The 23,130-nt window shown below is 60.0% G+C and carries 22 protein-coding genes; 15 read left to right on the plus strand and 7 right to left on the minus strand.

The features are described 5' to 3' along the window. Positions 1 to 143 precede the first annotated feature (143 nt). Positions 144 to 842 carry a DNA-3-methyladenine glycosylase gene (locus tag AC1D2Q_RS22095; RefSeq protein WP_477814548.1) on the plus strand — a complete coding sequence of 233 codons (699 nt, stop codon included), beginning with the start codon at positions 144 to 146 and terminating at the stop codon, positions 840 to 842. 100 nt (positions 843 to 942) lie between these two features. Beyond that, the gene (locus AC1D2Q_RS22100) at positions 943 to 2,259 is read left to right on the plus strand and encodes a bifunctional DedA family/phosphatase PAP2 family protein (RefSeq protein WP_477814549.1); all 1,317 of its coding nucleotides are present in this window, start codon (positions 943 to 945) and stop codon (positions 2,257 to 2,259) included. Positions 2,260 to 2,348: 89 nt separating this feature from the next. Here the strand turns inward: AC1D2Q_RS22100 and AC1D2Q_RS22105 are convergent, their stop codons facing one another. From AC1D2Q_RS22105 to AC1D2Q_RS22115, 3 genes are read right to left on the minus strand one after another with little or no spacing between them, the layout of a single operon-like run. Next, on the minus strand, positions 2,349 to 2,939 hold the full coding sequence (locus AC1D2Q_RS22105) for an LON peptidase substrate-binding domain-containing protein (RefSeq protein ID WP_477814550.1): 591 nt from the start codon (positions 2,937 to 2,939) through the stop codon (positions 2,349 to 2,351). 10 nt (positions 2,940 to 2,949) lie between these two features. Then, positions 2,950 to 3,666: an LrgB family protein gene (locus AC1D2Q_RS22110; protein WP_018925746.1), complete on the minus strand. Its 717-nt coding sequence runs from the start codon at positions 3,664 to 3,666 to the stop codon at positions 2,950 to 2,952. Then, positions 3,663 to 4,025, minus strand: coding sequence for a CidA/LrgA family protein (locus AC1D2Q_RS22115; RefSeq protein WP_477814551.1), 363 nt, complete (start codon positions 4,023 to 4,025; stop codon positions 3,663 to 3,665). Before AC1D2Q_RS22115 ends, AC1D2Q_RS22110 begins: the two co-directional genes overlap by 4 nt. Positions 4,026 to 4,213: 188 nt before the next feature. On the opposite strand from AC1D2Q_RS22115, the gene AC1D2Q_RS22120 reads away from it, so the two are divergent. From AC1D2Q_RS22120 to AC1D2Q_RS22130, 3 genes are all read left to right on the plus strand, one after another. Further along, the gene (locus AC1D2Q_RS22120; protein WP_018925744.1) at positions 4,214 to 4,669 is read left to right on the plus strand and encodes a MaoC family dehydratase; all 456 of its coding nucleotides are present in this window, start codon (positions 4,214 to 4,216) and stop codon (positions 4,667 to 4,669) included. A gap of 114 nt (positions 4,670 to 4,783) precedes the next feature. Then, positions 4,784 to 6,499: a C13 family peptidase gene (locus AC1D2Q_RS22125; RefSeq protein ID WP_477814552.1), complete on the plus strand. Its 1,716-nt coding sequence runs from the start codon at positions 4,784 to 4,786 to the stop codon at positions 6,497 to 6,499. Between the two features lie 27 nt (positions 6,500 to 6,526). Then, complete coding sequence (locus AC1D2Q_RS22130) at positions 6,527 to 7,168, plus strand: oxidoreductase (RefSeq protein WP_477814553.1); 642 nt, start codon at positions 6,527 to 6,529, stop codon at positions 7,166 to 7,168. Between the two features lie 52 nt (positions 7,169 to 7,220). On the opposite strand, the gene AC1D2Q_RS22135 is transcribed toward AC1D2Q_RS22130, so the two are convergent. The 4 genes from AC1D2Q_RS22135 to AC1D2Q_RS22150 all read right to left on the minus strand — a co-directional run bounded on the left by AC1D2Q_RS22135 (position 7,221) and on the right by AC1D2Q_RS22150 (position 11,577). After that, positions 7,221 to 7,505 carry a YceK/YidQ family lipoprotein gene (locus AC1D2Q_RS22135; RefSeq protein ID WP_477814554.1) on the minus strand — a complete coding sequence of 95 codons (285 nt, stop codon included), beginning with the start codon at positions 7,503 to 7,505 and terminating at the stop codon, positions 7,221 to 7,223. Next, positions 7,498 to 8,130 carry a flavin prenyltransferase UbiX gene (ubiX, locus tag AC1D2Q_RS22140; protein WP_030129554.1) on the minus strand — a complete coding sequence of 211 codons (633 nt, stop codon included), beginning with the start codon at positions 8,128 to 8,130 and terminating at the stop codon, positions 7,498 to 7,500. Before ubiX ends, AC1D2Q_RS22135 begins: the two co-directional genes overlap by 8 nt. Then, on the minus strand, positions 8,127 to 9,476 hold the full coding sequence (gene mpl, locus AC1D2Q_RS22145; RefSeq protein ID WP_019581356.1) for a UDP-N-acetylmuramate:L-alanyl-gamma-D-glutamyl-meso-diaminopimelate ligase: 1,350 nt from the start codon (positions 9,474 to 9,476) through the stop codon (positions 8,127 to 8,129). The genes ubiX and mpl overlap by 4 nt, the downstream gene beginning before the upstream one ends. A 187-nt stretch (positions 9,477 to 9,663) precedes the next feature. Next, positions 9,664 to 11,577: a sigma-54-dependent Fis family transcriptional regulator gene (locus tag AC1D2Q_RS22150; RefSeq protein WP_477814555.1), complete on the minus strand. Its 1,914-nt coding sequence runs from the start codon at positions 11,575 to 11,577 to the stop codon at positions 9,664 to 9,666. 363 nt (positions 11,578 to 11,940) lie between these two features. Between AC1D2Q_RS22150 and exaC the strand changes: the two genes are divergently transcribed. The 10 genes from exaC (at position 11,941) to AC1D2Q_RS22200 (ending at position 23,055) form a co-directional block, all read left to right on the plus strand. Next, positions 11,941 to 13,461: an acetaldehyde dehydrogenase ExaC gene (gene exaC, locus AC1D2Q_RS22155; RefSeq protein WP_477814556.1), complete on the plus strand. Its 1,521-nt coding sequence runs from the start codon at positions 11,941 to 11,943 to the stop codon at positions 13,459 to 13,461. A gap of 284 nt (positions 13,462 to 13,745) precedes the next feature. Continuing rightward, complete coding sequence (gene eat, locus AC1D2Q_RS22160; protein ID WP_477814557.1) at positions 13,746 to 15,116, plus strand: ethanolamine permease; 1,371 nt, start codon at positions 13,746 to 13,748, stop codon at positions 15,114 to 15,116. A gap of 119 nt (positions 15,117 to 15,235) precedes the next feature. Beyond that, the gene (locus AC1D2Q_RS22165; RefSeq protein ID WP_018925735.1) at positions 15,236 to 16,630 is read left to right on the plus strand and encodes an ethanolamine ammonia-lyase subunit EutB; all 1,395 of its coding nucleotides are present in this window, start codon (positions 15,236 to 15,238) and stop codon (positions 16,628 to 16,630) included. 8 nt (positions 16,631 to 16,638) lie between these two features. Next, on the plus strand, positions 16,639 to 17,463 hold the full coding sequence (gene eutC, locus AC1D2Q_RS22170) for an ethanolamine ammonia-lyase subunit EutC (RefSeq protein WP_172901165.1): 825 nt from the start codon (positions 16,639 to 16,641) through the stop codon (positions 17,461 to 17,463). A 113-nt stretch (positions 17,464 to 17,576) separates the two neighbouring features. Further along, positions 17,577 to 18,038: a GNAT family N-acetyltransferase gene (locus tag AC1D2Q_RS22175; protein ID WP_477814558.1), complete on the plus strand. Its 462-nt coding sequence runs from the start codon at positions 17,577 to 17,579 to the stop codon at positions 18,036 to 18,038. A gap of 269 nt (positions 18,039 to 18,307) precedes the next feature. After that, a complete protein-coding gene (locus AC1D2Q_RS22180) occupies positions 18,308 to 18,964 on the plus strand; it encodes a DedA family protein (protein WP_477814559.1) in 657 nt (218 codons plus the stop codon). 6 nt (positions 18,965 to 18,970) lie between these two features. Next, positions 18,971 to 19,783: a M90 family metallopeptidase gene (locus tag AC1D2Q_RS22185; protein WP_477814560.1), complete on the plus strand. Its 813-nt coding sequence runs from the start codon at positions 18,971 to 18,973 to the stop codon at positions 19,781 to 19,783. A 113-nt stretch (positions 19,784 to 19,896) separates the two neighbouring features. Beyond that, positions 19,897 to 20,424, plus strand: coding sequence for an inorganic diphosphatase (gene ppa / locus AC1D2Q_RS22190; RefSeq protein ID WP_007933577.1), 528 nt, complete (start codon positions 19,897 to 19,899; stop codon positions 20,422 to 20,424). A gap of 228 nt (positions 20,425 to 20,652) precedes the next feature. Beyond that, positions 20,653 to 21,399, plus strand: a complete 747-nt coding sequence (locus AC1D2Q_RS22195; protein ID WP_305410259.1) for a S24 family peptidase — start codon at positions 20,653 to 20,655, stop codon at positions 21,397 to 21,399. A 414-nt stretch (positions 21,400 to 21,813) separates the two neighbouring features. Further along, positions 21,814 to 23,055: a tyrosine-type recombinase/integrase gene (locus AC1D2Q_RS22200; protein WP_477814561.1), complete on the plus strand. Its 1,242-nt coding sequence runs from the start codon at positions 21,814 to 21,816 to the stop codon at positions 23,053 to 23,055. Positions 23,056 to 23,130 lie beyond the last annotated feature (75 nt).

The following is a 23,130-nucleotide window of genomic DNA, read 5'->3' on the forward strand; positions in this document are numbered from 1 at the left end:
TTATTTGGAATGACCAAACCACGCTTCTCGCGCCTTGCCCTGCACAACAGCAGACCCGGCGCGGCGGGGAAACTCATTGAGAACGCCCCCTTAGCATATTGTTATCATCACGACTCAATCAGCCCTGATAAACGCTGTTCATCATGACCAACCTGACTGTTCGTGCGTCCGAAACCTGCCCGCCCAAGGCGCTGCCGGATGCATTTTTCGACCGCGACGCCCAAACGCTGGCCCGGGACCTGCTGGGCAAAATCATCCGTCACCGGGTCGACGACCTGTGGCTCAGCGCCCGGATTATCGAGACCGAAGCCTATTACTGCGAAGAAAAGGGTAGCCACGCCTCCCTGGGTTACACAGAAAAGCGTAAGGCTTTGTTTCTGGATGGCGGCCACATCTATATGTATTACGCCCGCGGCGGCGATTCCCTGAACTTCAGTGCCCAAGGTCCGGGCAATGCGGTGCTGATCAAATCCGCCTATCCATGGGTCGATGAACTGAGCGGGCCAGCCAGCCTGGCGCAAATGCTGCTGAACAATCCCGACGCCCAGGGCCGCCCTCGCCCCTCACAAAAGCTGTGCGCCGGGCAGACGTTGCTGTGCAAGGCGCTGGGGCTGAAGGTGCCGGTCTGGGACGCCAAGCGCTTTGACCATGAAGTGCTGCTGGTGGAAGACATCGGGCCTGCGCCCGGCCATATCATCCAGACCACACGCCTGGGCATCCCCCAGGGGCGCGACGAACATTTAATGTACCGTTTCGTCGATGCGGCTTACGCGCCGTACTGCACTCGCAATCCGATGCGTCGGGGTCAGGTCGAAGGGCGCGATTATTTTTTGCTGACTTGAAACGTGCCCGGGCAAACGGTAATCCCAGTGGTAGCGGTCCTTTAGCATTTGGGAGATTCGTCCCTTTGAGGCCAAGTGAACATTCGATGGAGTTGTTTTTATGGGCCCATGGCTCGATAGCGTGACCGGTTGGCTGACGGTCAATCCGCAGTGGCTGGCCATGGCAGTGTTCGTAGTGGCGTGTGTGGAGTGCCTGGCGATTGCCGGGCTGATCGTACCCGGTACGGTGTTGTTGTTTGCCGTGGCAGTACTGGCCGGCAGTGGCGCGCTGTCGCTGGGTGAAACATTGCTGCTGGGTTTCCTCGGCGGCGTGCTGGGCGACATCGTTTCGTATTTCCTGGGGCGACATTTCCACCAGAACATCCGGCGCCTGCCGGGATTGCGCCATCATCCGGAATGGATCGCCGGGGCCGAAGCCTATTTCCAGCGTTATGGCATTGCCAGCCTGTTAGTCGGACGCTTTATCGGCCCGTTGCGACCAATGCTGCCGATGGTCGCAGGTATGTTCGATATGCCCTTCCCCCGCTTCGCCGCCGTCAGCCTGTTGGCCGCCGCGGGCTGGAGCGTTGCCTATCTGCTGCCCGGCTGGGCCACCGGCGCGGCGATTCGCTTGCCGTTGCCCGAAGGGTTCTGGCCAGAGGCCGGGATCGTTGCCGGCAGCATCGCCGTCATGGTGGGCTTGAGCATTACCAGCAGCATGCGCCGCCATCGCAAGGCGACGGTGCTGATCACCGGCATGAGTTTTCTAATTCTGGCGGGACTGTTCATTGGTTACCCGCACCTGACCGCCCTTGATCAAGGGGTAATGACCCTGGTGCAGGAGCACCGCAGCCCGACGCTCGATGAGGTGGCGGTGGTGTTCACGCTGATCGGCGAATTCCGCAACATGTTTATGATCAGCGCCCTGTTGACGGCCCTGCTGTTGCTGAAGCGACAATGGCGGCACGCGATCTTCGCCGGCAGCACGTTGCTTTTCACCGCGCTGGGCAACACGGCAACCAAGCACTTTTTCGCCCGCATTCGCCCGGAAGTGCTGAGCGATCCACTGACCAGCTACAGCATGCCCAGCGGCCACGCCTCGGGCTCGTTCGCGCTGTTTCTGACGCTCGCGGTGCTGGCCGGTCGCGGTCAGCCGCCGCGGATGCGCCTGACCTGGTTACTGCTGGGTTGTTTGCCGGCGCTGGCGATTGCCCTGTCGCGGGTGTACCTGGGGGCGCATTGGCCGACGGATGTGCTGGCCGGTGCGATGCTGGCGGCCTGCGTGTGTGCGGCGAGCCTGTGGCTGACGCAACGCCAGGTGCCGCTCAACGCCATGCCACCCAAGGTCTGGTGGCTGGTGTTGCCGTCGTTGGTGGCGTTGTTCGGCTTCTTTGTGTTGAGGCATTTGCCGCATGCTTTGTTGCGGTACGCGTATTGAAGATCAAAAGATCGCAGCCTTCGGCAGCTCCTACGCTGGATTGCGTACACCCTGTAGGAGCTGCCGCAGGCTGCGATCTTTAGCGGACATCAGGCGAACAACTCACCCTGCAATTCATCCAGCAACGCCTGAATCGCATCCAGCCGTTGCTGCGGATCATCGAGTTGCAGCAGGTCGATCTTGTCCACTTCGGAAAACGGCAACAGATACGCCAACTGATTGGCCAGCGACTGTTGCCCCGTCGCTTCGGTGCCCATGCTCAGGGCTTCGACCATCGGGTGTTCCGCCAAGGCCTTGAGCAGCGCGACCAGGTCGGCGTCTTCATCCTGTAACGGTTGTTCAGGCTCATCTTTGAGCCACTCGACTTCGGCGATGATCAACTGGTCGCGCTGCACCTCGGTGCGCACCACGTGGAAACGCCGCCCGCCCTTTACCCGAATGCCCAACAGGCCGTTGTCCTGCTGATGAAAATCGGTGATCAGCGCCTCGCACCCCACCCGCGCGTAGCCTTCAGGAGCGATGCCGACTTCTTCGCCCTCGAGAATGCACACCACGCCGAAGCCGCTGCCCTGTTTCATGCAACGGCCGATCATGTCCAGGTAGCGCGCTTCGAAAATCTGCAAGTCGAGGATGCAGTCCGGAAACAGCACCGTGTTCAGCGGAAAAAGCGGCAGACTCATAGACATTTCCTTACACCACCATCGACACCGCCAACGGCAGGAATACCGCCGTGGCCACGCCCATCAGACTCATCGCCAGCGCCGCGAAGGCGCCGCACTCTTCACTTTCCTGCATGGCCACCGCCGTGCCGACCGCGTGGGCGGTCATGCCCAGGGCCATACCGCGGGCCTCCGGGCTGTGGACACCGAGACGGGTCAAAAGACTCGGCCCGAAGATCGCCCCGATCACTCCGGTGATCAACACGAACACCGCCGCCAGTGCCGCGACACCACCAATCTGCTCGGCCACCAGCATGGCTATCGGCGAAGTCACCGACTTGGGGGCCATGGTCATCAGGATCATGTGTTCGGCGCCGAACCACCAACCCAGCAGCACACCCATGCCCGTGGCGACCACGCCACCTATCACCAGCGTAGTAAATATCGGCCAGAACAACTGTCGAATCCGCCGCAGGTTGAGGTACAGCGGCACCGCCAGCGCAACGGTGGCCGGCCCGAGCAAGATACTGAGGATCTCGGTGCTCTTGCGGTACTCAACGTAACTCAGGCCGCAACTGACCAGCACGCCGATGACCAGCAGCATGGAGACCAGCACCGGCTGCAGAAAAATCCAGCGGGTTTTCTCGAACGCCGCCAGCACCAATTGATACGCGCCCAGCGTAATGCCGATGCCGAACAGCGGATGATGAATCACCGACGCCCAGGCGCCGTGCCAATCGAACATCATTGGCTGTCCTCGGAATGGGCGTGACGCTTGACCATGCGCTGCATCAGCACCCCGGCGAAGGCCATCGACAGCACCAGCGACAACACCAGCGCACCGGTGATCGCCCAGAAATCCGCGGCAATGTCAGTGGCGTAGACCATCACGCCCACGGCCGGCGGCACCAGCAGCAACGGCAAATAACGCAACAGGCTGCTGGCCGCAAGGTTCAGCGGTTCGCCGACTTGACCGCGGCTGATCAGATACCCCAGCAGCAACAGCAGGCCAATGATCGGCCCCGGCAGCACCGGCAAAAACAGATGATTGAGGGCTGTGCCGAGCAATTGAAACAGCACCAGCCAGGTCAGGCCACGTAACAGCATCCATCCTCTCCCGCGCTCTCCCCCACCAAGAAGGGGCCCGACATTATAAGCACGCTATGAGTCGGCATTCGCCAAAAGCATGGTCAGTTGACCGGAGCAATTTGTCATGTTGATCTAAAGTGGTTCGCAGGGAGGTCAAGCCCCCCACTCGAAAAACTATAAATCCGATGAACCCAAGGAGAGTCTCAATGCCCTATGTTCCAGTTGCAGAGCTCAAAGATTATGTCGGCAAGGAACTCGGATGTTCCCAATGGCTCACCATCGACCAGGAACGCATCAACCTGTTCGCAGAAGCCACAGGCGATTATCAGTTCATCCATGTCGACCCGGTCAAAGCCGCGCAAACGCCTTTTGGCAGCACCATCGCCCATGGTTTCCTGTCGTTGTCGCTGATCCCCAAACTGATGGAAGACATCCTCATCCTGCCCGAAGGCGCGAAGATGGTGGTCAACTATGGCCTGGACAGCGTGCGTTTCATCCAGCCTGTGAAGGTTAATTCCAGGGTTCGACTCAAGGTCGACATGAACGACGTCACCGAGAAGAAACCCGGCCAATGGCTGCTCAAGGCCACCGCCACGCTGGAAATCGAAGGATCGGACAAACCCGCCTATATCGCCGAGCCACTGTCCCTCTGCTTCGTCTGACACGTGCCTGATTGCGAAGCAGCTCACGCTGTTTCGCGCCGTCTGCTTTTCTACCCGCTGTATAAGGACACATAGCTGCGGCATACTCGGTCGCCTAATTGCCCGGATCCCGCTATGCGCTCACTTGCACTCCTTGCCCTGACCCTGATGCTCACCGCTTGCGGCGACGGCGAATCGCTGTTGCCCCCCGACGCCCGCCTGCCGGACGGCGGACGCTATCGTGGTGATCTGGTCAACGGCTTGCTGCAAGGCGAGGGCCGCATCGATTACCCGAACGGCAGCTGGTACGCCGGTCACTTCGACAAAGGTCAATGGCATGGCCAGGGCGAATGGCACGGCAGCAACGGCGAGGTCTATCGCGGGCAATTCCAGCAGGGGCTGTTCGACGGAAAGGGCACGCTGACCACCACCGGCAGCAGCTACACCGGCGGTTTCAAGGCCGGTCGACGGGACGGTGAAGGCACCCTCAAAGAAAACGCCATGACCTACCGTGGCGAATTCAAGGCCGACCAATATTCAGGGCTCGGTCGTCTGGAACTCGAAGACGGCAGCCAGTACCAGGGGCAGTTCGCCCACGGCAAACCCAACGGCGAAGGCCAGCGCAGCGATGCCAGTGGCAATCAGTTCACCGGGCATTTCGTCGACGGCCAACTGGAAGGCAACGGCACTTTCAACAGCGCCGATGGCGATATCTACGTCGGTGGGTTCAAGAACAATCAACTGCATGGCAAGGGTCGCTACGAAAACGCCGATGGCGATGTCTGGATCGGTCAGTTCAAGGAAGGCGTGCTGAACGGCAAGGGCGAGTTGATCGGCGCCGACGGCAGTCACTACATCGGTCAGTTCAGCGACTGGCGTTTTACCGGCCAGGGCCGCTTGAACCTGGCCGATGGCAGTTTCTATATCGGCCAGTTCGACGGCGACAACTATCAGGGCAAAGGCACGTTGGTGCTGACCGATGGCACGGTGCTGAGCGGCACCTGGATCAACAGCCAGCGCGTGCGCGACGCCGACGGCAAGCTGCTGCCCGACACCCTGGAACTCGGCTTGCTGGCCCAGGGCCGCTTGCTCGACGAAGCCCTGGCCAATGTGCCGGCCTCGACTCCGGCGGTCGAACTGTACACCTTGACTCTGGGCGGTGACGGCAAGCAGAGCGTGTTCCTGCGCGAATCCGACTACGTCGCCAACATGCTCGCCAGCCGTTTCGGCGCTTTCGGCCAGATTCGCCTGGTCAACCATCGCGACCACCTCGGCGACCGACCGATGGCCACCCGGGAAAACCTGCGCCGCGCCGCCCAGACCCTGGCCGAGCGCAGTGGCCCGGAAGACTTGCTGTTCATTTACCTGACCAGCCATGGCTCCAGTGAACACGAGCTGGTACTCGACCAGCCACGCATGGAACTGGCCGACCTGCCGGCCGATGAACTCGCCGCCGTTCTCGCGCCCCTGAGGAAGCGCGACAAGATTATCGTGATTTCGTCCTGTTATTCCGGCGGCTTCATCCCTGCCCTCAAGGACGAACACACCCTGATCATGACCGCCTCGCGCGCCGACCGAGTGTCTTTCGGGTGTTCGGAAGAAGCCAACTTCACTTATTTCGGCGACGCGCTGTTTGCCCAGGCGCTGAACCAGACCGACGACCTGGAGCAAGCCTTCAAACGGGCCAGCGCCACCGTGGCCGAGCGTGAGCTGGCCGACAGCTTCGAAGCTTCCGAACCACAGATCTGGGCGCCGAAAGCCGTGCTCGCCCACTGGCAATTGTTACGCAAGCAGCAGGCACGAAAGGCGCTGCAAAGTGTCTCTATCAGCAAGGATGAAAAGAGCAACTAAGCTGAATAGTATCAAGGGGGAATTATTATGTACTTGACGCCTCAGCACGTATTGCTTGCCGGAGCTACCGGGTTAACCGGTGAGCATTTGCTTGACCGTCTGCTCAATGAGCCAACGATTGCGCGAGTATTAGCCCCCTCACGCCGGCCACTGGCCGAGCATCCTCACCTGGAAAACCCGGTCGGTGACCCGACGGTGTTTCTGCCGCAATTAAACGGTCGCGTCGACGTCGCCTACTGCTGCCTCGGGACCACGATCAAGCAGGCCGGCTCCGAGGAAGCGTTTCGCGCGGTGGACCTGGACATGGTCGTGGCCTTCGCCAAACGTGCCCGGGAAATGGGCGCACGGCACCTGATCGTGATCAGTGCCTTGGGGGCCGACCGCAGATCCTCGATTTTCTACAACCGGGTTAAAGGCGAGATGGAACACGCATTGCGCGCGCAGAATTGGCCGCAACTGACCATCTGCCGGCCTTCGCTGTTGCTGGGTGATCGCGCCGAGCCGCGACTGGCCGAACGGGTTGCCGGTCCGTTGTCGAAATTGATTCCGGGCAAATACCACGGCATCGAAGCCTGCCAACTGGCCCGCGCCATGTGGCGCCTGGCGCTGGAAGAGCAGGATGGCGTGCGGATTGTCGAGTCGGATGAGTTGCGCAAGTTAGGCAAGTAAGATCAAAAGATCGCACCTGTAGGAGCTGCCGAAGGCTGCGATCTTTTGCCTTTTACAACCCGCCGGTCGCCTGAAACCCAACCCCGATGACCGTCAACAACGACAACGGCAACAGCAGCGTGTCGAGCAAGGCACTGGCCGGCAGATCAACACCGGGATAACTCGGCGCCTCTGCGCCAAATCTGTCCATGGCGCAGCAACCGCCGTTCATCGCATACAAATCCAGACGTGTCCCCGAATACACCACCGGCGCCCCAGGCTTGGCGGCATCGAGGGTGCGCGCCGTGGCGCAGCCCGCCAGTTGCACCGCCAGCAGAATGATCAGCAGCTTATTCATCACTGCTCAAATGGTGCTCGCCCCAACGCGGCAGCATGTCTTGCGGAATGTTCAGCAGATTGAGAATTCGCGCCACGACGAAGTCGATCAAGTCATCAATGGTTTGCGGCTGATGATAGAAGCCTGGCGATGCCGGCAGAATCGTCACGCCCATGTTCGACAGCTTGAGCATATTTTCCAGATGAATGCTCGAATACGGCGCCTCGCGCGGTACCAGAATCAGCTGGCGGCGCTCCTTCAACGTCACGTCCGCCGCCCGCTCGATCAAGTTGTTGCAGGCCCCGGTCGCGATAGCCGACAAGGTCCCGGTGGAACACGGCACCACCACCATCGCCGCTGGCGAGCCGGAGCCCGAAGCCACCGGCGACATCCAGTCTTCCTTGCCGTACACCCGAATCTGCCCGGCGGCGGCGCCGGTGTATTCAGTGAGGAAGGCTTGCATCATCTGCGGCTTGGACGGCAGCGAGACATCGGTCTCGGTGGCCATCACCAGCTGCGCGGCCTTGGAAATCAGGAAGTGCACCTCGCGGTCTTCACGCACCAGGCAGTCGAGCAGGCGCAAGCCGTACTGGGCGCCCGAAGCGCCGGTCATCGCCAGCGTGATGCGTTCCGGACCATTGTTCATTGCAGCGCCTCGGCCAGTTTGCCGTGCAGGCCGCCGAAGCCGCCGTTGCTCATGATTACCACGTGAGTGCCGGGCTGGGCCTGGCTCTTCACACGCTCGATGATGCCTTCCAGCGAATCGCTGACAATCGACGGCACGGTGCACAACGCCGCCGTGGCGCCCAGGTCCCAACCGAGGTTGGCCGGCGAATACCAGATCACCTGATCGGCATCGACCACGCTTTCCGGCAAGCCATCGCGGTGAGCACCGAGTTTCATGGAGTTGGAGCGCGGCTCGATGATCGCGATCAGCGGCGCATCGCCGATGCGCTTGCGCAAACCGTCGAGGGTGGTGGCGATGGCGGTCGGGTGGTGGGCGAAGTCGTCGTAAATGGTGATGCCACGGACTTCCGCGACTTTTTCCATCCGGCGCTTCACGCTTTTGAACGCGCTCAGTGCCGCGATGCCCATCGACGGCACGACGCCGACGTGACGCGCGGCGGCCAGGGTGGCCAAGGCGTTGGCGACGTTGTGCTGACCGGTCATGTCCCACTCGACCACGCCTTGAGCGACGCCTTCGAACATCACTTCGAACTTCGAGCCATCTTCACTGAGCAGTTTGACCTGCCATTGACCGCCGGCACCAGTGGTTTGCACCGGGGTCCAGCAGCCCATCTCGATCACGCGCTGCAAGGCCGGTTCGGTGGTCGGATGGATCACCAGGCCTTCGCTCGGAATGGTCCGCACCAAATGGTGGAACTGTCGCTCGATGGCCGCCAGATCAGGAAATATGTCGGCATGATCGAACTCTAGATTGTTCAGGATCGCCGTGCGCGGGCGGTAGTGAACGAACTTGGAGCGCTTGTCGAAAAATGCGCTGTCGTATTCGTCGGCCTCGATTACGAAAAACGGTGTATCGCCCAGACGCGCCGATACCGAGAAATTCTGCGGTACGCCGCCGATCAGGAAACCCGGGCTCATGCCGGCGTGTTCCAGGACCCAGGCGAGCATGCTGCTGGTAGTGGTTTTGCCATGCGTGCCGGCAACCGCCAGCACCCAGCGGCCTTGCAATACGTGATCCGCCAGCCATTGCGGGCCGGAGACATACGGCAGGCCTTTGTTCAGCACGTACTCGACGGCCGGGTTGCCGCGGGACATGGCATTGCCGATCACCACCAGGTCCGGGGCTGGATCGAGCTGCGCCGGGTCGTAACCTTGGGTCAACTCAATGCCCTGGGCTTGCAGCTGAGTGCTCATCGGCGGGTAGACGTTGGCATCGGAGCCGGTCACGCGATGGCCCAGCTCTTTGGCCAGAACCGCCATCGAACCCATGAAAGTGCCGCAAATACCAAGAATATGAATGTGCATAGTCGACCTCGTAAAACATGGCCGCAGGTTAGCGTAGGGAGGGGAAAATCGCACTCTTTAGCTGTAACCACGCTCGTTCCCACGCTCTGCGTGGGAATGCAGCAAGGGACGCTCTGCGTCCCAAAAGCGGACGCAGAGCGTCCGGGGAGGCATTCCCACGCAGAGCGTGGGAACGATCAGTCACAACCTAGCGGGCGATGCCGTGTTTGCGCAGCTTCCGGTAGAGGGTATTGCGGCTCACGCCCAACTGTTCGGCGGTATGGGTCATGTGCCAGCGCTGCTGTTCCAGTGCGTTGAGCAATGCCAGCCGCTCGGCATCGTCCAGCGGATACTCGGACGGCTCTTCAATCGTCACCACTGTCACCGGCCGGGCCTGACGAATCATCGCCGGCAAATCTTCCAGCCCGATCCGACCGCCGTCACACAACGCCGCCAGGGTCCGCAGCACATTGCGCAACTGCCGCACGTTCCCCGGCCAGGCAAAATCCAGCAAGGCCTGCCGCGCCGCTGCATCAATCAATACCGTCTCCCCACCCGCCTCTTCGGCCAGCAGAAAATCGAGCAACTGTGATTTATCCGTGCGCTCGCGCAAGGCCGGCAATGCGACTTCCAGCCCATTGAGCCGGTAATACAAATCCTCGCGGAAACTGCCGTCCTGCACCCTTTCGAGCAGGTTACGGTGAGTGGCGCTGATGATCCGCACATTGACCGATTCCGGCTCGCCGCCAATCGGCACCACCTGACGGTCTTCCAGCACCCTTAATAGCCGGGTTTGCATGCTCAGCGGCATGTCACCGATTTCATCCAGGAATAAAGTCCCTCCATCGGCCTGCTGCAACTTGCCGCGCATGCCTTCCTTGCGGGCACCGGTGAAGCTGCCGCCGCGATAACCGAACAGCTCGCTTTCGATCAGGCTTTCGGGGATCGCCGCACAATTGAGGGCGACGAACGATTTTTCCGCCCGTTGGCTGGCCTGATGCACGGCCTTGGCGAAAGCCTCCTTGCCAGAGCCGGTTTCGCCGTTGATCAGTAACGGCACGTCTCGTTCAAATACACGCAAGGCCTTGCGGAAGTCTTCCTGCAACGCGGCGTCACCCAGGCAAATACCCGACAGCCGTGGACGCTCGGCCACTGCCGAGCTTTGCACCACCGGTGCAGGAATGCTGCGCGGCTGCCCGCGCAACACCGCAAACAGCCGCCGCCCGTCGCGGGTGCGCAACGGCCAGCTGGCGCTGGCATTGGCGCTCGCGCGGCCGAGCAATTCATCCAGCGAGCAATCGAAGAACGCCTCCACCGGCTGGCCCAACAGCCCGCCGCGAACATGCCCCAGCAAATTCAACGCACTCTGGTTGACCGCACAGATCCGCCCTTCCCCGTCGAACGCCAGCAGCCCTTCGCTGAACAGTCCGACGGATTCGGCCTGCAAGTGAAAACGCAGCAACCATTGATTGTCGAAGTAACGCAGGAAATAACAGCTCTCGATCATCTTCGCCGACAGATTGACCAGGGCCATGGTGTGGAACTGGCTCTGCCGCGAAACCTCGTGACGCGCCGAAGACACGTCGAGCACCGCCAACAGTTCACCATGGGGGTCGAACACCGGGCTTGCCGAGCAGGTCAGGCCAGTGTGGCGGCCGCGAAAGTGTTCGTCCTGGTGGATGGTCAGGGACTGGCGCTCCACCAGGCAGGTGCCGATGCCGTTGGTGCCTTCGCAGGCTTCGCTCCAGTCGGCGCCAAGCCAAAGGCCGGCACGTTCGAAAATCTTCCGCTCGGCGGGCGCGGTGACGCAGTTGAGGATCACCCCGCGAGCGTCGGTCAGCAGCACCGCGTGGCCGGCGCCGGAGAGTTGCTGGTGAAGGCTGGTCATTTCGTTGCCGGCGATCTGCAACACTTGCTGCAAACGTTCGCGGCTTTCCAGGATGCGGCCATGTTCCAGCACCGTCGGCGCCATGGTCAGGGCCGGGTCGAGGTGATAGTCCTCAAGGCATCGCAACCAGGAACGGGCAATGGACGGATCGCTGCCGGGACCGTGCAGGTGGGATTTTCCCTGGGTCACGGTCAACACTTGCTGGGCATGGCGACTCAAATGGTTGTCGTGCATTTCTTATTATTCTCCCGAGCGGTTTACACCGCCCCCGTAGGAGCTGCCGAAGGCTCCTACAGGGGTTATGCAGCAGCCATCAAATCCCTGTGACTTAGTCATGCGAGCACCGAGCATCCTCCAGCCTGGCCTCCAATGCAATGCTGGCAAGACCCATCGGTCACAGGCTGTGCCACAAGCGGTACAAAGTGTCACACGGGTTGTACCGCAAGCGTCACAAGCACCGCCCAGCCGTCCGACAAAAAACACACAAGCCCTTGATTTACCTGCCCTGCAAGGCGCTGGCCCGACCTTTGCTCTACGCTTATGCAGCGCTCTGGCGCGTCCTCCCTTATAAGCACAAAAGCCAAGGAGAAACCCATCATGCGTTACGCTCACCCCGGTACTGAAGGCGCTATCGTTTCGTTCAAGAGCAAGTACGGTAACTACATCGGCGGCGAGTTCGTCGCGCCTGTCAAAGGTCAGTACTTCACCAATACTTCGCCGGTCAACGGCCAACCGATTGCCGAATTCCCGCGCTCCACGGCCGAAGACATCGAAAAAGCCCTGGACGCCGCCCATGCCGCCGCCGATGCCTGGGGCGCCACGTCCGCCCAGGCACGCTCGCTGGTGCTGCTGAAAATCGCCGATCGCATCGAACAGAACCTGGAACTGCTGGCGATCACCGAGTCCTGGGACAACGGCAAGGCCGTGCGTGAAACCCTCAACGCCGACATCCCGCTGGCCGCCGACCACTTCCGCTACTTCGCCGGTTGCATCCGCGCCCAGGAAGGCAGTGCCGCCGAGATCGACGGCAATACCGTGGCCTATCACATCCATGAACCGCTGGGCGTGGTCGGGCAGATCATCCCGTGGAACTTCCCGATTCTGATGGCCGCCTGGAAACTCGCCCCGGCGCTGGCCGCCGGTAACTGCATCGTCCTCAAACCTGCCGAGCAAACCCCGCTGGGCATTACCGTGCTGATGGAGCTGATCGGCGATCTGTTGCCACCTGGCGTGCTCAACGTGGTGCAAGGCTTCGGCAAAGAAGCTGGTGAAGCCTTGGCCACCAGCAAACGCATCGCCAAGATCGCCTTCACCGGTTCGACTCCAGTCGGCTCGCACATCATGAAATGCGCCGCCGAAAACATCATTCCGTCCACCGTGGAGCTGGGTGGCAAGTCGCCGAATATCTTCTTCGAAGACGTCATGCAGGCCGAACCGTCCTTCATCGAGAAAGCCGCTGAAGGTCTGGTGCTGGCATTCTTCAACCAGGGCGAAGTTTGCACCTGCCCGTCCCGCGCCCTGGTACAGGAGTCGATCTACGACGAGTTCATGGAAGTTGTCATGAAAAAAGTCCTGCAGATCAAGCGTGGCGACCCGCTGGACACCGACACCATGGTCGGCGCCCAGGCGTCCGAGCAGCAATTCGACAAAATCCTTTCGTACCTGGAGATCGCCAAGGGCGAAGGCGCCGAGCTGCTGACCGGTGGCAAGGTAGAAAAACTCGAGGGCAGCCTGGCGACCGGGTATTACATCCAGCCGACCCTGCTCAAGGGCACCAACAAAATGCGCGTGTTCCAGGAAGAAATCTTCGGCCCGGTAGTGAGCATCACCACCTTCAAGGACGAAGCCGAGGCCCTGGCCATCGCCAACGACACCGAGTTCGGCCTGGGTGCCGGCCTCTGGACCCGCGACATCAACCGCGCCTACCGCGTGGGCCGCGCCATCAAGGCCGGTCGCGTGTGGACCAACTGCTATCACCTGTACCCGGCACACGCCGCGTTCGGCGGTTACAAAAAGTCTGGCGTCGGCCGTGAAACCCACAAAATGATGCTCGATCACTATCAGCAGACCAAAAACCTGCTGGTGAGCTACGACATCAATCCGTTGGGCTTCTTCTAAGCCGACGGATCTGAATCTGGCGTAGGAGCTGCCGCAGGCTGCGATCTTTTGATCTTCGCTTGTCGGTAGCTCCCGTCGCCCGGTTGAAAAGATCGCAGGCTTCGCCAGCTCCTACAGGATCGCGCAATACCTGTAGGCAGCATGGCTTGCCAGCGAAGGCGCCTCCATTGACACCACCCACAGCGCCCTGCCGGTCTGGCATGGGCTTTGCGTGCCCGCTCTACACCTGAAAGCCACACCCGAAAGTCCAACAGATCAAACAATAAAAAAGACAGAGAGGACTTATGACTTCTACTACAAAGCTCAAACCCACACTCGGCACCCTGCATCTATGGGGCATTGCCGTTGGCCTGGTGATTTCCGGCGAGTATTTCGGCTGGAGTTATGGCTGGGGCACTGCAGGTACCCTGGGTTTTCTCGTCACCGCATTGATGGTGGCGACGATGTACACCTGCTTCATCTTCAGTTTCACCGAATTGACCACCGCCATTCCCCACGCTGGCGGGCCGTTTGCCTACAGCCGTCGGGCCTTCGGCGAACGAGGCGGACTGATCGCCGGCATCGCCACCCTGATCGAATTCGTCTTTGCGCCGCCGGCAATTGCCATGGCCATCGGCGCCTACCTCAACGTGCAATACCCCGAGCTGGACCCGAAGGTCGCCGCCGTTGGTGCCTATTTCGTGTTCATGACCCTGAACATCCTCGGCGTGAGCATCGCGGCCACCTTCGAACTGGTGGTCACCGTGCTCGCCGTCGCCGAATTGCTGGTGTTCATGGGTGTGGTCGCACCGGGCTTCAGCTTCAGTAACTTCGTGCTCAACGGCTGGTCGGGCGCCAACGAATTCAGCATGGCCTCGATTCCCGGCATCTTTGCGGCCATCCCGTTCGCGATCTGGTTTTTCCTCGCCATTGAAGGCGCAGCCATGGCCGCCGAAGAAGCCAAGGACCCGAAACGCACGATTCCCAAGGCTTACGTCAGCGGCATTCTGACCCTGGTGTTCCTCGCCATCGGCGTGATGGTCATGGCCGGCGGTGTCGGCGACTGGCGCCAACTGTCGAACATCAACGACCCGCTGCCTCAGGCGATGAAAGCCGTGGTCGGCAACAACTCGAGCTGGATGCACATGTTGGTGTGGATCGGTCTGTTCGGTCTGGTGGCGAGCTTCCACGGCATCATTCTGGGCTATTCGCGACAGTTCTTCGCCCTGGCTCGCGCCGGTTACCTGCCGGCCTCCCTGGCCAAACTGTCGCGCTTCCAGACCCCGCACCGGGCGATCCTGGCGGGCGGCGTGATCGGCATTGCGGCGATCTACAGCGACGGCCTGGTCAACCTGCAAGGCATGACGCTGACGGCTGCAATGATCACCATGTCGGTATTCGGCGCCATCGTGATGTACATCATCAGTATGCTGAGCCTGTTCAAACTGCGTAAAACCGAGCCAAACCTGGAACGCACCTTCCGCGCGCCGGGCTACCCGATCGTGCCAGGAATCGCGTTGTTTCTGGCGGTGGTGTGCCTGGTGGCGATGGCCTGGTTCAACGCGCTGATTGGCTGTGTGTTCCTCGGTTTCATGGTGGCCGGTTACCTGTATTTCCAACTGACCGCCAAGCAACGCGCCGATGCGCCGGCGGATGCGATGCTCGAAGGTGTCTGAATTGCACCGGCGCCGGGCTGATTCCCGGCGCCTGCCATATAGAAGTGCACCAAAACCCGCTCCCACAGGGGTTTAGTGGGGCATTTGAGATATTTATTGAATCAGGAGGACACCGCCCCATGGCCGTATTTGCCCATACCGTCGGCGCCCAGACCTACCGCTTCGACAGCCTCAAGGAGGTCATGGCCAAAGCCAGCCCGGCGCGCTCCGGGGACTTTCTGGCCGGCGTTGCAGCCCTCAACGATGGCGAGCGGGTGGCCGCGCAAATGGCCCTGGCCGACACCCCGCTGGCCCACTTCCTGGAGGAAGTGCTGATTCCTTACGAGGCCGATGAGGTCACCCGACTGATCATCGACACCCACGACAAACAGGCTTTTAAAGCGGTCAGCCACCTCACCGTCGGCGGTTTCCGCGACTGGCTGCTCAGCGAAGCCGCCGATGAACAGAGCCTGCGCGCCCTCGCCCCCGGCCTGACCCCGGAAATGGTCGCCGCCGTGTCGAAGATCATGCGCGTGCAAGACCTGGTGCTGGTGGCGCAGAAAATCCGCGTGGTAACGAAATTCCGCGGCACCCTGGGCCTGCGCGGTCGGCTCTCGACGCGCCTGCAACCCAATCACCCCACCGACGAACCGGCCGGCATCGCCGCCAGCATTCTCGACGGCCTGCTGTACGGCAACGGCGACGCGATGATCGGCATCAACCCGGCCACCGACAGCATCGCTTCGATCTGCGCCATTCTGGAAATGCTCGACGCGATCATCCAGCGCTACGACATTCCGACACAGGCCTGCGTGCTGACCCACGTCACCACCTCCATCGAGGCGGTCAATCGCGGGGTTCCGCTGGACCTGGTGTTCCAGTCGATTGCCGGCACCGAAGCGGCCAACGCCAGTTTCGGTATCAACCTCAACGTTTTACAGGAAGGCTACGACGCGGGTTTGAGCCTGAACCGCGGCACGCTGGGCCAAAACCTGATGTATTTCGAGACCGGCCAAGGCAGTGCCTTGTCGGCCAACGCCCACCACGGCATCGATCAACAGACCTGTGAAACCCGCGCCTATGCCGTGGCACGGCATTTCAAACCGTTTCTGGTGAACACCGTCGTAGGCTTCATCGGCCCGGAATACCTCTATAACGGTAAACAGATCATCCGCGCCGGCCTCGAAGACCACTTCTGCGGCAAGCTGCTGGGCGTCCCCATGGGCTGCGATATCTGTTACACCAACCATGCCGAAGCCGACCAGGACGACATGGACACTCTACTGACCTTGCTGGGCGTGGCCGGGATCAACTTCATCATGGGTATCCCCGGCTCCGACGACATCATGCTCAATTACCAGACCACCTCATTCCACGACGCCCTCTACGCCCGGCAAACCCTGGGCCTGAAACCGGCTCCGGAGTTTGAACAGTGGCTGGCGAACATGGGCATCTTCACCCAGGCGGACGGCAAAATTCACTTCGGCAACAGCCTGCCACCGGCGTTCCGCCAGGCATTGGCGCAACTGGGATGAGTGTTTATATGGATAAGCCCCCCGTCGATCCGCAAAATCCGTTGCTGGAACTGCGTCGCCTGACCCCGGCGCGCATTGCACTGGGTCGCACCGGCACCAGTATGCCGACCAGCGCACAACTGGATTTCCAGTACGCTCATGCCCAGGCCCGGGATGCGGTGCACCTGCCTTTCGATCACTCGGCGCTCAGTTCGCAACTGACCGAGCGTGGTCGTGAGAGTTTGCTGCTGCACAGTGCCGCCACGGATCGGAACAGCTATTTGCAGCGCCCCGATTTGGGGCGCAAGTTGAGTGACGAGTCGGCACAGACACTGCGCGATTACGCGCGAGCCCATCCTGGCGGGGTGGATCTGGCCGTGGTGGTGGCCGATGGCCTCTCGGCACTGGCCGTTCATCGCCACACCTTGCCGTTTCTGGCACGCATGGAAGAACAGACAGCCATTGAAGGCTGGTCCCTGTCGCCGGTGATTCTGGTGGAGCAAGGCCGGGTTGCGGTGGCTGACGAGATTGGCGAGCTGCTGGGCGCAAAAATGGTGGTCATTCTGATCGGGGAACGCCCTGGATTAAGCTCTCCAGACAGCCTTGGGCTGTATTTCACCTATAATCCCAAGGTCGGACTGACAGATGCCTACCGCAACTGCATCTCGAATGTCCGGCTCGAAGGCTTGAGTTACGGCATGGCGGCACACCGTTTGCTGTATTTGATGCGCGAAGCCTGTCGGCGGCAGTTATCAGGGGTCAGTCTGAAGGACGAAGCCCAGGTTCAGACGCTGGAGTCGGACACAGGAGCAGGTTTGAAAGGTAATTTCCTACTCAGCCCGTCGGATGCCTGAACCGTTTCCGCATTGCGTTTCTATTCCGGTTTAAGGCAGGATCGATGCACGGCCGCCAAGGGTTTCCTATCGCCGTCACCATGTAAGACAGCCACTTGAAGACGAGACCTACCATGCGGATTATTCAAGCGACCCTCGAACACCTGGACCTGCTGACCCCGTTGTTCGTCAAATATCGCGAGTTTTACGGTTCCCTGCCGTATCCGGACTCGTCCCGGGCGTTCCTCGAAAAGCGCCTGCGGCGCAAAGAGTCGGTGATCTATCTGGCCTTGGCCGATGACGACAACAACAAACTATTGGGTTTCTGTCAGTTGTACCCGAGCTTTTCGTCTCTTTCGCTCAAACGCGTGTGGATCCTCAACGACATCTACGTCGCCGAAGACGCTCGCCGTCAGTTGGTGGCCGACAACCTGATCCGCACCGCGAAGAAAATGGCCAAGGAAACCAATGCCGTGCGCATGCGCGTTTCCACCAGCAGCAACAACGAAGTCGCGCAGAAAACCTACGAATCCATCGGGTTCAGGGAAGACACCGAGTTCAAGAACTACGTGTTGCCGATCAGTGAAGAGCTATAAGGCCCCCCATAAAGATCGCAGCCTTCGGCAGCGCCTACATTGACCGGGGCGACCTCGAACCTGGAGGAGCTGCCGAAGGCTGCGATCTTTTCCGACAAACTCCGCAACACATCGACATTCCTCGCTACAAACTCGACGCGTTTTTCACTTTTCACCCCGTATAATGCCCACACCTCACGGCTCGTAAGAAAAATCACACCCCGCTGTAGTCTTACGTGAAGCTATCCGCACAGGCCTGCTGAGTCGGGCCATCACCACAGGTGCTTTCCATGGATTTCAACCCGATCGACGTTATTCTGCATCTCGATGTTTACCTCGAGATGCTGGTGAACAACTACGGAGCATGGATCTACGCCATCCTGTTCATGGTGATCTTCTGCGAAACCGGGCTGGTGGTGATGCCGTTCCTGCCGGGCGATTCCCTGCTGTTCATCGCGGGCGCCGTGGCGGCCGGCGGCGGCATGGATCCGGTACTGCTGGGCGGCCTGCTGATGCTGGCGGYGATCCTCGGCGACAGCACCAACTACGTGATCGGCCGCACCGTCGGCGAACGGCTGTTCAGTAACCCGAACTCGAAAATCTTCCGCCGCGATTACCTGCAACAAACCCACGATTTCTACGACAAACATGGCGGCAAAACCGTGACCCTGGCGCGTTTCATGCCAATCATCCGTACGTTTGCCCCGTTCGTCGCCGGCGTTGGCAAAATGCCTTACCCGCGCTTCTTCGCCTTCAGCATTTTCGGCACCTTCCTCTGGGTCGGCGGCCTGGTAACCCTCGGTTACTTCTTCGGCAACGTACCGTTCATCAAGAAAAATCTGTCGCTGCTGGTGGTGGGCATCATCCTGGTGTCGCTGCTACCGATGATCATCGGCGTGATCCGCAGCCGCCTCGCTAATGCCGCGTCCAAAGCCGAACCCCGCTGACTGACGATGTGGTCCCTTAGCGCCTGGCGACGCCGGCGCACCCTGGCCAGGCATCCGATTGCCGACGACATGTGGCAACGGGTGCGCCATCACCTGAGTTTCCTCGATGGCATCAGCGCGGCCGAAGACCAGTGGCTGCGCGAAGCCAGCGTGCTGTTCCTGCAAGACAAACACCTGACCGCACTGCCCGGCGTCGAACTCCACCAGGAGCAGCGCCTGCTGCTCGCCGCCCAGGCCCAACTGCCGCTCATGCATTTGGGTGATCTGAACTGGTATCAGGGCTTTCACGAAGTCATCCTCTACCCCGACGATTTCCTCAGCCCCCAGCGCCATCGCGATGCCAGCGGCGTCGAACACGAATGGGATGGTGAACACAGCGGCGAAGCCTGGCAGCAAGGCCCGATCATCCTCGCCTGGCCCGGCGTGATGGCCAGCGGTGGCTGGGAAGGCTACAACCTGGTGATCCACGAACTCGCGCACAAGCTCGACATGCTCAACGGCAACGCCAATGGCCTGCCACCGCTGCACGCCGATATGCGCGTCAGCGACTGGGCCAAGGTCATGCAGGAAGCCTACGACGACCTCGACCGGCAACTGGAGCGCAACCCGGACGCTGAAACCGTCATCGACCCGTACGCCGCGGAAAACCCCGCCGAGTTCTTCGCGGTCACCAGCGAATACTTCTTCAGCGCCCCGGATCTGCTGCACGAGGCTTATCCACAGGTCTACGAGCAGTTGAGGCTGTTTTACCGGCAGGATCCCTTGGCAAGGCTTAGGCAACTTCAGGCCAATGATCCGGTCTATCAGGCTCACGACTAAGGTCTACACGACCTCTGGCACATAGCAACGGTGGCGGAATATGCCTATAATCGCCGCCACTTTTTGGTCAATCCGGCCAAGTGTTTTTGGTCAACTAACGGGGGCACCGCCCAATGAGCTACAGCAAGATTCCGGCTGGCAAAGACCTGCCGAACGACATCTACGTCGCGATCGAGATCCCGGCCAACCACGCGCCGATCAAGTACGAAATCGACAAAGACAGCGATTGCCTGTTCGTTGACCGTTTCATGGCCACCCCAATGTTCTACCCGGCCAACTACGGTTACATCCCGAACACCCTGGCTGACGACGGTGATCCCCTCGACGTGCTGGTCGTGACTCCTTATCCGGTTGCTCCAGGTTCGGTGATCCGCGCGCGTCCAGTCGGCATCCTGAACATGACCGACGACGGTGGCGGCGATGCCAAAGTCATCGCAGTTCCACACGACAAGCTGTCCCAGCTGTACGTGGACGTGAAGGAATACACCGACCTGCCAGCCCTGCTGATCCAGCAGATCGAGCACTTCTTCGCGAACTACAAAGACCTCGAAAAAGGCAAATGGGTGAAAATCGAAGGCTGGGACGGCGCAGACGCTGCCCGCGCCGCGATCACCAAGTCGGTTGCCGCCTACAAAGGCTGAGAAGCAACGGTTAGTTTCTAGCCTCACGCTTCAAGGAAAACCCCGGTTGATCCGGGGTTTTTTGTGCCCGCCTGGAACGCTTTTAACAATGAGTTTTGAGCATTTCGGCCTGGGTGTTTGCCTGTTTATTTTTTACGAAAAGCGTCTTACATCCGGTCTTAAATTTCCCTCGAAATTTGAACGGGTCGTTTATTCAAACCCCCATCCTGCGCCCGTAGACTCGTGTTTATGAAAAAGAACACTAGCGGCCCACGGTTCAGAGCGCTCCTCGAAGCAGCCAACATCACAACGACAGGATTTGCCGCTTTCTTCGACACGGAAGCGCAAAATATCCATAACTGGTACACCCGTGGTGTGCCCGCTTATCGCATGGAAGAAGTCTCCCGACTTCTGTCTGTAAACAGTGACTGGCTGAAAACCGGCGAAGGCCCGAAAGAGTCCTCACGCCTGCGTGTGCTCGACGAGTCCGGCAACACCTTCGACGCCCAGGCCATCCGGGGCATCTACACGGTGATCGAGCCCATCGACGTCGAACTGCCCTTCTTCAAAGAGACCGCCACCGCCCCAGGCTCCAACAAAACCCACGTCGTCGAGGACCCCGGCCAATCCATCCGCCTGCCCCACAGCTACCTCGACTCCCTGGAAATCAAACATGCCAATGCCATCTGCACCCACATGATCGGTAACAGCATGGCCGAAAAGATTGAAGACGGTTCTGTCCTCGCCATTGATCGCGGGCTTACGCAGATTATCGATGGCGAGATCTATGCGATCGAACACGACGGGATGTTGCGGATCAAGTACCTGCACCGGATGCCGGGAAATGCGCTGCGACTGCGCAGCCACAACCGTGCTGAGTATCCGGATGAGATCTTCAGCGCCGAGCAGATCGACAAGCAGAACATCAGGGTATTGGGGTGGGTGTTCTGGTGGTCCACGCTCAACAAACGCAGACCGTCCGTACCGTTCCTGTAAATACGAAGCCCCGTAGCCTCAGCGCAAAGCTCTACCCCGCACGCCAAGCTGGGAATTCCTCAAAAAAATCAGTATGCTGCGCCCCACATTTGCGCATCGACCCTTTCCAAGGCTCAGATCGCACCGACAAGGCAGATCACTTTCTCGCCAAGTCCCACAGCCGGACGCAAGATCCGGGTGTACGTTTTGAAGGCTGGCGCGGTTTACCAAAAATAAACCAAGCCAGTCCCCGAGAAGCCGGCCACAAGCCGGCTTTTTAATGTCTTTTTGAAAGCCACTCTCATCTAATGAAAACCGCGAGAGCCTTGCTAGATCAAGGGTTTCAGCCTATTTTCGTTCCCGTGACTTCCGTTTTGATCCGAGGCGTTCCACACGTAAGTGGGGGAACAAGTGGGGGAACAGAGGACAAAAAAAATGGGCAAACTGACCGCCAATCAAGTCAAAAATCTGGTTGAGGCTGGGACGTATGAAGACGGTGAAGGACTTCGTCTTTTGGTGAAACCCTCAGGACGAAAAACCTGGGTGCTCCGCTTTCAATTGAACGGCAAACGCAGGGAGATGGGTCTGGGGAGCTACCCTCAGCTCGACCTGAAAAAAGCCCGCGCAGCCGCCTATGAAAATAAAGCTCAGCTACTCAACGGCACTGATCCGCTCGCGAAACGACAGGCTGAACAAACCGCTCAGCGGGAGGCAGAGCGCCGAGAACTGGCACAGCTGATTACCTTCGAGAAATTGGCCACCGACTATCGAGATGCCCACGGCTCGAGCTGGTCGGAGAAATGGCGCAAGGGCTGGCTGAGGAAACTCGAGCTCTATGCATTCCCTACGGTAGGGAAACTTTCAGCTGACCAGATCGAGACCAAGCATCTGATCAAGGCCCTCCAGCCACTATGGTCAACCAAAACGCGGACGGCTGACGAAGTACGTGGGCAAATCGAACAGATACTCGATGCCGCCAGAGCCCGCGGCCTCAGGACCGGAGAGAATCCAGCACGCTGGCGCGGCCACCTGGAAAACCTGCTCAGCCGGCATGAGAAGAAGAAAGCACGAAAACGCATCCACCATCCGGCACTACAGTGGCAGGATCTTCCCAAGCTGATGCAGACCTTGAGCAAGAATCCGAGTCACGTCTCAGTGGCGGCTCAGCTTCTGATTCTGACCGGAGCAAGAACGCATATGGTGCGGCTTGCGCGCTGGGATGAGTTTGATCTGGACTCTGGCCGCTGGTCCTTGCCCGACGAACGCATGAAGACGCGACAAGCCTTCGCGATTCCGCTAGCGCCGGAAGTCGTCTCACTTTTGAAAGGCCTTCCGAAGATCGACACCAAGAGCCCTTACGTTTTCCCCGGTCACGGCCGAAGCGGCGTGATGCACGCTAATGGCATTCGCAATCTGCTACATGCATTGGGTTATGAGCACATCACTCGTCACGGCTTCCGCTCAACCTTCCGGGACTGGGCAGGTGAAATGACGCCTTTCCCAAGAGATATTTGCGAGCTCGCGCTGGCCCATGACGAGCGCGGAGAAACGGAAAGCGCGTACTCTCGATCAGATTTTTTTGATAAGCGACGGGAGCTGATGAACGCATGGGCCATCTACGCTACATCCACATCTGAACGCGCTGATGAAGCTCAACGCGAAACCTCGGGAGATTGATGAGGCCGCAACCACTGAGTGCGTAGAACCTTGAGGCGCACACATCAAGGTGATAATCCCGCAACCACGGCGCAA

The sequence above is a fragment of the Pseudomonas sp. P1_A1 genome, from assembly GCF_056406935.1.

What these genes read in the sequence shown, in the direction of transcription:
- AC1D2Q_RS22150 (WP_477814555.1), bottom strand. Translation starts at nt 11,577, where the DNA reads ATGCACGACAACCATTTGAGTCGCCATGCCCAGCAAGTGTTGACCGTG.
- eutC (WP_172901165.1), top strand. Translation starts at nt 16,639, where the DNA reads ATGGATAAGCCCCCCGTCGATCCGCAAAATCCGTTGCTGGAACTGCGT.
- AC1D2Q_RS22165 (WP_018925735.1), top strand. Translation starts at nt 15,236, where the DNA reads ATGGCCGTATTTGCCCATACCGTCGGCGCCCAGACCTACCGCTTCGAC.
- AC1D2Q_RS22200 (WP_477814561.1), top strand. Translation starts at nt 21,814, where the DNA reads ATGGGCAAACTGACCGCCAATCAAGTCAAAAATCTGGTTGAGGCTGGG.
- AC1D2Q_RS22125 (WP_477814552.1), top strand. Translation starts at nt 4,784, where the DNA reads ATGCGCTCACTTGCACTCCTTGCCCTGACCCTGATGCTCACCGCTTGC.
- ubiX (WP_030129554.1), bottom strand. Translation starts at nt 8,130, where the DNA reads ATGAACAATGGTCCGGAACGCATCACGCTGGCGATGACCGGCGCTTCG.
- AC1D2Q_RS22130 (WP_477814553.1), top strand. Translation starts at nt 6,527, where the DNA reads ATGTACTTGACGCCTCAGCACGTATTGCTTGCCGGAGCTACCGGGTTA.
- AC1D2Q_RS22195 (WP_305410259.1), top strand. Translation starts at nt 20,653, where the DNA reads ATGAAAAAGAACACTAGCGGCCCACGGTTCAGAGCGCTCCTCGAAGCA.
- ppa (WP_007933577.1), top strand. Translation starts at nt 19,897, where the DNA reads ATGAGCTACAGCAAGATTCCGGCTGGCAAAGACCTGCCGAACGACATC.
- AC1D2Q_RS22105 (WP_477814550.1), bottom strand. Translation starts at nt 2,939, where the DNA reads ATGAGTCTGCCGCTTTTTCCGCTGAACACGGTGCTGTTTCCGGACTGC.
- AC1D2Q_RS22185 (WP_477814560.1), top strand. Translation starts at nt 18,971, where the DNA reads ATGTGGTCCCTTAGCGCCTGGCGACGCCGGCGCACCCTGGCCAGGCAT.
- AC1D2Q_RS22175 (WP_477814558.1), top strand. Translation starts at nt 17,577, where the DNA reads ATGCGGATTATTCAAGCGACCCTCGAACACCTGGACCTGCTGACCCCG.
- AC1D2Q_RS22100 (WP_477814549.1), top strand. Translation starts at nt 943, where the DNA reads ATGGGCCCATGGCTCGATAGCGTGACCGGTTGGCTGACGGTCAATCCG.
- mpl (WP_019581356.1), bottom strand. Translation starts at nt 9,476, where the DNA reads ATGCACATTCATATTCTTGGTATTTGCGGCACTTTCATGGGTTCGATG.
- exaC (WP_477814556.1), top strand. Translation starts at nt 11,941, where the DNA reads ATGCGTTACGCTCACCCCGGTACTGAAGGCGCTATCGTTTCGTTCAAG.
- AC1D2Q_RS22115 (WP_477814551.1), bottom strand. Translation starts at nt 4,025, where the DNA reads ATGCTGTTACGTGGCCTGACCTGGCTGGTGCTGTTTCAATTGCTCGGC.
- AC1D2Q_RS22135 (WP_477814554.1), bottom strand. Translation starts at nt 7,505, where the DNA reads ATGAATAAGCTGCTGATCATTCTGCTGGCGGTGCAACTGGCGGGCTGC.
- eat (WP_477814557.1), top strand. Translation starts at nt 13,746, where the DNA reads ATGACTTCTACTACAAAGCTCAAACCCACACTCGGCACCCTGCATCTA.
- AC1D2Q_RS22095 (WP_477814548.1), top strand. Translation starts at nt 144, where the DNA reads ATGACCAACCTGACTGTTCGTGCGTCCGAAACCTGCCCGCCCAAGGCG.
- AC1D2Q_RS22110 (WP_018925746.1), bottom strand. Translation starts at nt 3,666, where the DNA reads ATGATGTTCGATTGGCACGGCGCCTGGGCGTCGGTGATTCATCATCCG.
- AC1D2Q_RS22120 (WP_018925744.1), top strand. Translation starts at nt 4,214, where the DNA reads ATGCCCTATGTTCCAGTTGCAGAGCTCAAAGATTATGTCGGCAAGGAA.